Origin of the sequence: Nocardia sp. NPDC004568, from assembly GCF_040609955.1 — a bacterium.
Lineage (GTDB): Bacteria > Actinomycetota > Actinomycetes > Mycobacteriales > Mycobacteriaceae > Nocardia.
Window position 1 is genome coordinate 55,662 of the sequence record NZ_JBEXLL010000037.1, and the last position, 6,462, is coordinate 62,123.

At 67.9% G+C, this 6,462-nt stretch carries 4 protein-coding genes; 2 read left to right on the forward strand and 2 right to left on the reverse strand.

The window, feature by feature from the left end; all coding sequences use genetic code 11:
- Positions 1 to 113: 113 nt before the first annotated feature.
- Positions 114 to 524, reverse strand: a complete 411-nt coding sequence (locus ABZV91_RS18145) for a roadblock/LC7 domain-containing protein (protein ID WP_355242640.1) — start codon at positions 522 to 524, stop codon at positions 114 to 116.
- Positions 521 to 3,301 carry an ATP-binding protein gene (locus tag ABZV91_RS18150; RefSeq protein ID WP_355242643.1) on the reverse strand — a complete coding sequence of 927 codons (2,781 nt, stop codon included), beginning with the start codon at positions 3,299 to 3,301 and terminating at the stop codon, positions 521 to 523. The genes ABZV91_RS18145 and ABZV91_RS18150 overlap by 4 nt, the downstream gene beginning before the upstream one ends.
- Positions 3,302 to 3,754: 453 nt before the next feature.
- On the opposite strand from ABZV91_RS18150, the gene ABZV91_RS18155 reads away from it, so the two are divergent.
- A complete protein-coding gene (locus ABZV91_RS18155) occupies positions 3,755 to 4,441 on the forward strand; it encodes a response regulator transcription factor (protein WP_355242646.1) in 687 nt (228 codons plus the stop codon).
- An 89-nt stretch (positions 4,442 to 4,530) separates the two neighbouring features.
- A complete protein-coding gene (locus ABZV91_RS18160; protein ID WP_355242655.1) occupies positions 4,531 to 5,967 on the forward strand; it encodes a HAMP domain-containing sensor histidine kinase in 1,437 nt (478 codons plus the stop codon).
- Positions 5,968 to 6,462 lie beyond the last annotated feature (495 nt).

Genomic DNA, 6,462 nt, shown 5'->3' on the forward strand with positions numbered 1-6,462 from the left:
GGAACCGGGTCCGAAGTTCTGTGCGCCCGGACCGTAGTTTCGATCCGGGGAGCCGAATCCGGCTCCGCCGGTATGGGGATCGGGCAAGCCTTGGCCGAATTGGGACATGGTGCTCAGACGGTGGTTCGGGCGGTCGCGCTGACGACCGAGCCCACGCGATCGACCAGTAGGGCCATCTCGTAGCCGATCCGGCCGATATCGTGCTGCTTGTTGGCGAGTACGGCGATGTGTGAGCCGTTGCCGACGCTCATGACCAGTAGGTAGCCGCGCTGCATCTCCACGATGGACTGCATCACCTTGCCGCCGTCGAACAACTGGGCCGCGCCGGTGGAGAGACTGGCCAGGCCCGCGGTCACCGCGGCGAGCTGCTCGGCACGATCGGCGGGCAGATGGGGGCTGACAGCTTGCAACAGGCCGTCCGCGGAGACCAGGACGGCATGGGAGACACCCGGCACATCCCGGGTGAATCTGGCGACCAGCCAGTTCAGGTTCTCGTCCGTGCTGCTCTTCGGGTCGTCGGTCATGCAAGCCCTCCGTCATTGTTCTGCGCGTCGGCCCGCCCACTGCGGACCCCGCTCAGGTGTCTGGTCAGATTGCTCCGGATCTCCGCCGGGTCCCGGGGGGCCTCGTCCTCGACGGGGGTCAGCCCACCGGGGACGAGCTGCGCGCCCGGTCGGCGGATGGGGAGCCCGTTCGCGGTGGTGGAGTCCGAGCTCGGCTTGGCGGCGTCTTCCGCGGCCAGCCAGCCGATATCGGCGGGAGTGGTCCAGTCCTGGCGCGGCTGGTCCTGGGTGGTGGCCGGCTCGACCAACCATTCCGAGACCATACGCTGGTAGATCGGAGTGGGGGTCTCGCCGCCGACCGGTTGCAGCCGGGAGGAGGTGGTTGTGGCCGGCGCCGGCTCGTCGCGGCGCGTCTCGGCGCGGCCGATGGGGTCGTCGTGGTCCATGCCCGGGCGCCGGATCGGCAATCCGGAGCGGGCGGTGACCGCCGGCGGCTGCGGGTCGGACGACGGCCGGAGTTCGGTGGTGTCCGGTGCCGGGAGCTCGACCGGAGCCGGGAAGGACTGGGTCTTGTAGGTTTCCGACCACAGACCGGTGGGCGATTCGTCGGATTCCGGGGTATCGGGGACCGGATCGAACGCCGAGAAGGTGTCCCGGGCGCCGCTGCCGTTCCCCGTGTCCTTGCCGGGGGCCGCGGGACCGTGCGTGGAGGGGCGGCGCTGCGGCAATCCGGTGGACGTGGTGCCGAAACTCGAGGTCATGGGCGCGGGAGTGAGCGGGCGCGCCGCGGGGAGATCGGAACGCGAGGGCCACGGATCCGAGGACGGCAGATCGGGCACCGGGGTCAGCTGCCGCGGCGTCGGCGGCTGGGGCAGCTGCGAGGTGTGCTGGAGTTGCGGTGTGGCCGCGGAGAGGTCGGCGGTGAGGACGTTCGAGTTGTCGGATCCGGTGTCGGGGGAGACCAGGAGGCCCGGCAGATGCAGGCTGGCGGTGATACCGGGCTGCTGCGCCATGGTCGAGGTACGCCGGAGACCCACGGTGATCTGATGGCGCTTGGCCAGCCGGCCGACGACGAAAAGACCCATGCGGCGTGCGGTTTCGACATTGATCTCACCACCGGAGGCCAGGCGCGCGTTGGCGGCCTGCAGATCCTCGGTGGCCATACCCAGTCCCCGGTCCGTGATCTCGATGAGGTACCCGCCGTCGACCGCGCGGGAGACGGTCACCGCCACCGGCGTATTGGGTGGGGAGTACCGCAACGCATTGTCGATGACCTCCGCGAGCAGGTGTTCGATATCGACCGCGGGCTCACCGGCGACCACACCTTCGGGCACATGACCGATCTCGACCCGCTGATAGTCCTCGACCTGGGAAACCGCACTCCACAGCATATCCGAGAGCGGGACCGGGTCGAGCTGCCCGCGACGCAGCGCGGTACCGGCCAGCACGAGCAGATTGTCACCATTGCGCCGCATTCGAGTAGCGAGATGGTCGAGCCGGAACAGGTTCTGCAGCCGTTTCGGATCGTCCTCGTCGTGCTCGAGTTCCTCGATGATGCCCAGCTGCTGTTCCACCAGCGACTGGCTGCGCCGGGACAGGGTCTCGAACATGTTGCCGATCTGCACACGCAGACGGGCCTGGTCGGCGGCCAGATTGAGGGCCTGCTGGTGCATTTCGTCGACCGCCCGGGCGAGCTGGCCGATCTCCTCGGTGCCCTGGACGCCGACCGGTTCGATCTCCGGGGTCTCGGCGCCCCCGCGGACCTGCTCGAGTTCCTCGGGAAGTCGCACATGGGCCACTTCCAGCGCATCGCGGCGCAGGCGGCGCACCGGGACGACCAGGGTCCGGGCGACCGCGAGCGCGAGGGTCAGACCGCCGAGCAGGGCGGCGATGAGCAGCGCGGTCTCGCGCAGCGCGCTGTTCTGGGCGGAAACCGTCGCATGGTGCAGCGCACCGCTGATGGTGGCCGTCAGCTGGTCGGTGGTGACCTGGTAGGCCTGCGAGCTGGTGTCGAGGGATTTCAGCGCGGCGGGATCGGTCATCGCGCCCTGGGTGCCCTGGCTGAAGATCGCCAGTCGGGTCTGCACCGCGTCCAGGAGCGGCCGCATATTGCCGGCCACATCCGGCATGATCTGCCCGTACTGGTGGATCATGGTGAGTTCGGCGCCACCGGAGGTGAGCACCCGGGCGCGCATGGCCGGATTGTCCTCGGCGGTGGGCGAACTGATCACCAGACGCTGCGCGGTCAGCGACCGCCGTGCGTTCTGGATCGCACTCACCTGCAGGAAGTAGCGCTGGATCGAGAGGTCCTCGACGGTCGGCGACTGCGCGAGCGCGTTACCGATCCGGACCGCGATCTCGTCGGCCTGATCGCCCACCATGGCGGGCGATCCGTTGCTGAGGCCGCTGCGCATGGTGCTGCCGATGGTGAGTGCCGAGGACAGCTCGCGGGACACCTCCGGCCGGATCCGGTAGGAGTCCAGTGCTCGTTCCAGTGTCTCGTGGGCCGCGTCGAAACCGGCGAAGGCCGCGGAGGCCTGCGGTTCGCGGTTGTCGGCCCAGCCGGCGGTCGCGGTGACCGCGAGGTGTTCGGCGGCGGCGTTGTAGCCGACGAGGGGCGCGATGATGCGGGACTGTTCGGTCGCGGCCTCGAGCTGTTCCAGGGTGCGCAGCTCGTTGTTGATCCGTAGCACCGCGAAGAGGGTCGCCAGGACGACCGGCAGGACCAGGACGATGCCGACCTTGCGGGTGACCGACCAGTTGGACAGGCTGAATTGCCACGGTCGCGGGGTTTCCATCCGCCTCTGTCGCCTCCGCATCACGATCGACCTCTTTTTGGCGCGTGCGCGTTTCAGTTATGATTCACTGCACACCGAACCAACCGGAGGTCTAGTTTTTACCGATCGGAACATACCGTGCCTGTTAGCGACGGGCAATCGGGGCGTTCAGACGGTTATACCGCGAATAAAGCGGATGGGGAACAGGTTTCGTGGCATATCACAGGGTGGTAATGGATCGTTCGGTTGTGGGACGAATTCCCAGGTGGCGATGCCCGCGCGCGGTAACGTCGCGAGCTCGTCCGCATTAGGTCGACCGTCCGGTCCCTTCCCGCGAGGGGGAAGTTCCGTGCGATATTCCACCCATCCCGACCCCGATCCGGAAAATCCGTCCGGCGAAGCCGGTGGTCAGCGGACTCGCGCCGCGCCGGACCCTCTCAGTAGCCTCTCAGTCGCTCCCGTCAAACTGGTGTTATGCGGATTCTGGTGGTCGACGACGATCGTGCCGTGCGGGAGTCACTGCGCCGGTCGCTGACCTTCAACGGATACACCGTCGATCTGGCGGTGGACGGTATCGACGCATTGGAGAAGGCGACCGCCGACCGCCCGGACGCGCTGGTGCTCGATGTCATGATGCCTCGACTGGACGGACTCGAAGTCTGCCGGCGGTTGCGCAGCACCGGAGACGACCTGCCCATCCTGGTACTGACCGCACGCGATTCGGTATCCGAGCGAGTGGCCGGCCTCGATGCCGGCGCGGACGACTACCTGCCCAAACCGTTCGCGTTGGAAGAACTGCTGGCCCGGCTGCGTGCCCTGCTGCGCCGCCGCGCCCCGGACACCGGTGAGGTCTCCGAGGCGATGCGCTTCGCCGACCTCTCGCTCGATCCGGTCACCCGCGAGGTAGCCCGCGGTTCGCGGTCCATCTCGCTGACCCGCACCGAGTTCTCCCTGCTCGAAATGCTCATGTCCAATCCACGCCGGGTGCTGACCCGCGGCCGGATCCTCGAGGAGGTATGGGGCTACGACTTCCCCACCTCCGGTAACGCTCTGGAGGTCTATATCGGCTATCTGCGCCGGAAAACCGAGGCCGACGGCGAACCCCGCCTCATCCATACCGTGCGCGGGGTCGGTTACGTCCTGCGTGAAACCCCTCCGTAAGCGCGGATATGGCACGCACCTCCCGTTCCGCGGCGAAGAAACATACGGTCGCGCCGCTCGGCGGCCCGTGGCCGGACGAGCCGACCCCCATGCGCCCACCGACCCCGCTGACCCGCACCGTATCCCTACGATGGCGAGTCACCCTGCTGGCCGCTTCGCTGGTGGCGATCTTCGTGGCGATCACCTCGATCGCCGCCTACGCGATGGTCGCCCGCGCCCTCTACGGGCAGGTCGACGCGCAGCTGCGGGCGCGTGCGGCCACCATGATCAGCGGCGATATCGACAGCATGGCCTTCCAGTCGCTGGGCGTGGCGACACTGTTCTCCAACGATATCGGCGTCGCGCTGATCTATCCGCCCGCCGACCGGTCGGCCACCCAGCGCCCCAGCCTGCCCGCCTATATCCCGCCGCAGCCGACCACCCCGCCCATCGGTACCGAGGAGATCGCGGTGGCGCAGGGCACCCGCGATTCGTCGCTGCGCACCTACAACAATCAGCGGGTACTGGCCGAACGTATGGATTCCGGCGTCACCCTGATCATCTCCCAACGCCTGGAACCGACCCGCGAGGTGCTGGACCGGCTGGCCTGGCTACTGTTCGCGGTCGGCGCCTGCGGTGTCGTCCTCGCCGCCGGTGCCGGCACCGCCGTCGGGCGGACCGGGCTGCGTCCGATCGCCCGGCTGACCGCGGCCACCGAACGGATCGCGCGCACCGACGATCTCACGCCCATCCCGGTGACCGGTGACGACGAACTTGCCCGGCTCACCGAGAGTTTCAACACCATGCTGCGCGCCCTGACCGAATCCCGGGACCGGCAACGGCGGCTGGTCGCCGACGCCGGTCACGAACTGCGGACCCCACTGACCTCCCTGCGCACGAATATGGAACTGCTCATCGCCTCGAGCCGTCCCGACGCCCCCGCCATTCCGGAGGAGGATATGGCCGAACTGCGTTCGGATGTGATGGCGCAGATCGAGGAGTTGTCCAACCTGGTCGGCGACCTGGTGGATCTGGCCCGCGAGGATGCCCCGGAGACCGTGTACGAGCGCGTCGATCTCGGCGAGGTGACCGAACGGGCACTGGAACGGGTCCGCCGTCGCGGTGCGGTCGGCTTCGCCGCCGAACTACGCCCCTGGTTCGTGTACGGGCACGACGCTGCATTGGAACGCGCGATTCTCAATGTGCTCGACAACGCCGCGAAATGGAATCCGCCCGGCGAACAGGTCCGCGTGCGGATGGCCGAGACCGGCCGCGGGCTGCTGGAATTATCGGTCGACGATGCCGGCCCCGGTATTCCATCCGGCGAGCGGGAGCTGGTCTTCGAGCGTTTCTATCGCACTACCGCGTCACGCTCCATGCCCGGTTCCGGGCTCGGTCTGGCAATTGTGAAACAGGTCGTGACCAAACACGGCGGCACTATTGCCATCGACACCTCCGAGCGTGGCGGCGCCCTTATTCGCATCGTGTTGCCGGGTGAAAACCCGCCACCGGAGGAATATCGTCCGGAAGGTGTCGGCAGCGAATAATTGCCGAGGGCCGGAAATATCGCACGGATTTCCGGGGTAGGCCGGAAATTGCCGCGGAATGCGTAGCGCTTGGAGCAAGAACACGGGTGAAGGGTTGGCTCGTGATACCGGTGGGGCGTCGGTGGTCCGGTGTAGATGGCCTACGGGGCCCGGGCGAGTGTGTGCAACTGTGCGGGAAGTGGGCTCGCCGGGCGGAGGAAGGGCGGGGCCTGTTGTGGGTCGGGCTGCTCGGAAAGGCGGGGATGGGGGTTGTGGGGTCCTGCTCGGGGAGGTGGGGGCGGGGTCCTATGGGGGAGGTGAGGTGCGCTGCTCGGGGGTGGGGATGTGGGTCTGCTCGGGGGTGGGGGTGCGGGTTTTGTTCGGGGATGTGGCGATGCGGGCTTGCTCGTGAAGGTGCTGTGTTTTTTCGGCGCGCCTGCGGCGCGCGGGGTTGAGGCCCCCTTGGTCTCGCCGTTTCGGCCTCGAGACTTGCGCTTCGCGCGGCGCTTTCGAGGC